2 tRNA genes and 2 rRNA genes (1 of these 4 running past the window's edge) are annotated in these 3092 nt (G+C 45.1%); all 4 read left to right on the top strand.

The features are described 5' to 3' along the window. Positions 1–361 precede the first annotated feature (361 nt). A 16S ribosomal RNA gene (locus ACQ0RB_RS13965) occupies positions 362–1887 on the top strand. 83 nt (positions 1888–1970) lie between these two features. Beyond that, positions 1971–2044 (top strand) — tRNA-Ile (locus ACQ0RB_RS13960). Between the two features lie 80 nt (positions 2045–2124). Next, positions 2125–2198 (top strand) — tRNA-Ala (locus ACQ0RB_RS13955). A 127-nt stretch (positions 2199–2325) separates the two neighbouring features. Further along, a 23S ribosomal RNA gene (locus ACQ0RB_RS13950) occupies positions 2326–3092 on the top strand (it continues 2049 nt past the right edge of the window). The 16S and 23S rRNA genes sit together here with 2 tRNA genes alongside, the layout of an rRNA operon.

Below are 3092 nucleotides of genomic sequence, written 5' to 3'. Positions count from 1 at the left end.
AAAAAAAAGTAAAAAAAAGTTTGCGATAAAGAAAAAATAGGTTGTATATTTGCAGCCGCTAAAAACGGGAACGTTGAGGCTAAAAGTTCACAAGAAATACTGATTAAGAAAAGGGTTTTGAATTGTTTCGAAAAAATTTTCAAAAAAAAATCAAAAAAGATTGTGGGATAAAAAAAAGGGTTTTATATTTGCACCCGCTTAACCGATAAGACGGTTTAGAAGAGAAGATAAAAGTTCATTAACATATTGAATTGACAGCGTAAAATTAGCATTGGAAACGATGTTAATTAAACAAAAGAATAGACCATTTTGAGTACTGAATAAAATTCCATATTAGTTGTTAAATAATATTTAAGATTTAACGATGAAGAGTTTGATCCTGGCTCAGGATGAACGCTAGCGGCAGGCCTAACACATGCAAGTCGAACGGTAACATAGAAAAGCTTGCTTTTCTGATGACGAGTGGCGCACGGGTGCGTAACGCGTATGCAATCTACCTTTTACAGGGGGATAGCCCAGAGAAATTTGGATTAATATCCCATAGTATCAAGAGTCGGCATCGGCATTTGATTAAAGATTTATCGGTAAAAGATGAGCATGCGTCCTATTAGCTAGATGGTGTGGTAACGGCACACCATGGCAACGATAGGTAGGGGCCCTGAGAGGGGGATCCCCCACACTGGTACTGAGACACGGACCAGACTCCTACGGGAGGCAGCAGTGAGGAATATTGGACAATGGGCGCAAGCCTGATCCAGCCATGCCGCGTGCAGGAAGACTGCCCTATGGGTTGTAAACTGCTTTTATACGGGAAGAAACACTCCCTCGTGAGGGAGCTTGACGGTACCGTAAGAATAAGGATCGGCTAACTCCGTGCCAGCAGCCGCGGTAATACGGAGGATCCAAGCGTTATCCGGAATCATTGGGTTTAAAGGGTCCGTAGGTGGATAATTAAGTCAGAGGTGAAATCCTGCAGCTCAACTGTAGAATTGCCTTTGATACTGGTTATCTTGAGTCATTATGAAGTGGTTAGAATATGTAGTGTAGCGGTGAAATGCATAGATATTACATAGAATACCAATTGCGAAGGCAGATCACTAATAATGTACTGACACTGATGGACGAAAGCGTGGGGAGCGAACAGGATTAGATACCCTGGTAGTCCACGCCGTAAACGATGGTCACTAGCTGTTCGGATTTCGGTCTGAGTGGCTAAGCGAAAGTGATAAGTGACCCACCTGGGGAGTACGTTCGCAAGAATGAAACTCAAAGGAATTGACGGGGGCCCGCACAAGCGGTGGAGCATGTGGTTTAATTCGATGATACGCGAGGAACCTTACCAGGGCTTAAATGTAAGTTGCATGATTTAGAGATAGATCTTTCTTCGGACTACTTACAAGGTGCTGCATGGTTGTCGTCAGCTCGTGCCGTGAGGTGTCAGGTTAAGTCCTATAACGAGCGCAACCCCTGTTGTTAGTTGCCAGCGAGTAATGTCGGGAACTCTAGCAAGACTGCCGGTGCAAACCGTGAGGAAGGTGGGGATGACGTCAAATCATCACGGCCCTTACGTCCTGGGCTACACACGTGCTACAATGGTAGGTACAGAGGGCAGCCACTGCGTGAGCAGGAGCGAATCCTAAAAACCTATCACAGTTCGGATCGGAGTCTGCAACTCGACTCCGTGAAGCTGGAATCGCTAGTAATCGGATATCAGCCATGATCCGGTGAATACGTTCCCGGGCCTTGTACACACCGCCCGTCAAGCCATGGAAGCTGGGAGTGCCTGAAGTCCGTCACCGCAAGGAGCGGCCTAGGGTAAAATTAGTAACTAGGGCTAAGTCGTAACAAGGTAGCCGTACCGGAAGGTGCGGCTGGAACACCTCCTTTCTAGAGAAAGACGACTAATAAGGAAGTTCAAAAAAGGAATAGTCTGTTCTTTTGCTGTTAATTTAAATGATCTATTATAGTAGAGTCTCATAGCTCAGCTGGTTAGAGCGCTACACTGATAATGTAGAGGTCGGCAGTTCGAGTCTGCCTGAGACTACTAAATTAATAGGAAATTCTGGAAGTTGAGTAGTGGTTATAGTCTAACTACTAACTACTATGTACTAACGACTAGTATATGGGGGATTAGCTCAGCTGGCTAGAGCGCCTGCCTTGCACGCAGGAGGTCATCGGTTCGACTCCGATATTCTCCACGATAGCGAAAGCTAAAAAGTTCATTGACATATTGAAAAAGATACATGAAAATTAGATAGAAATATTTAATAAAATTAAATTATTGTAACGAGCAATAATTGTAACTCATTAAAAAGACAAAAAGTACAATAAGCTAAATAAGAGCGTATGGGGAATGCCTAGGCTCTCAGAGGCGATGAAGGACGTGATAAGCTGCGAAAAGCTGCGGGGATTGGCACATACAAATTGATCCGCAGATATCCGAATGGGGCAACCCAGCATGTTGAAGACATGTTATCCGTAAGGAGGCGAACCCGGAGAACTGAAACATCTAAGTACCCGGAGGAGAAGAAAACAAAAGTGATTCCGTTAGTAGTGGCGAGCGAACGCGGAACAGCCCAAACCAGCATTGTTAAGGCAATGCTGGGGTTGTAGGACCACGATATTTAATGCGTAATGAACTAGAATGCTTTGGAAAGAGCAATCATAGAGGGTGATAATCCCGTATAGGTAAAAAACGTTATTGATAGTGGTATCCTGAGTAGTGCGGGACACGTGTAATCCTGTATGAATTTGGCGGGACCATCCGTTAAGGCTAAATACTCCTGAGAGACCGATAGTGAACTAGTACCGTGAGGGAAAGGTGAAAAGAACCCTGAATAAGGGAGTGAAAAAGAACCTGAAACCATACGCTTACAAGCGGTCGGAGCCCATTAGGGTGACGGCGTGCCTTTTGCATAATGAGCCTACGAGTTACCGTTGCTAGCAAGGTTAAGCACTTCAGGTGCGGATCCGTAGCGAAAGCGAGTCTGAATAGGGCGTATAGTTAGTAGTGGTAGACGCGAAACCGTGTGATCTACCCATGGGCAGGGTGAAGCTGTGGTAACACACAGTGGAGGCCCGAACCGGTTGAC

It is taken from the genome of Gaetbulibacter sp. PBL-D1, from assembly GCF_050509525.1.
GTDB lineage: Bacteria > Bacteroidota > Bacteroidia > Flavobacteriales > Flavobacteriaceae > Gaetbulibacter_B > Gaetbulibacter_B jejuensis.
Note: the sequence above shows the minus strand (reverse complement) of the source record. Positions and strands in the feature narration are given on the sequence as shown.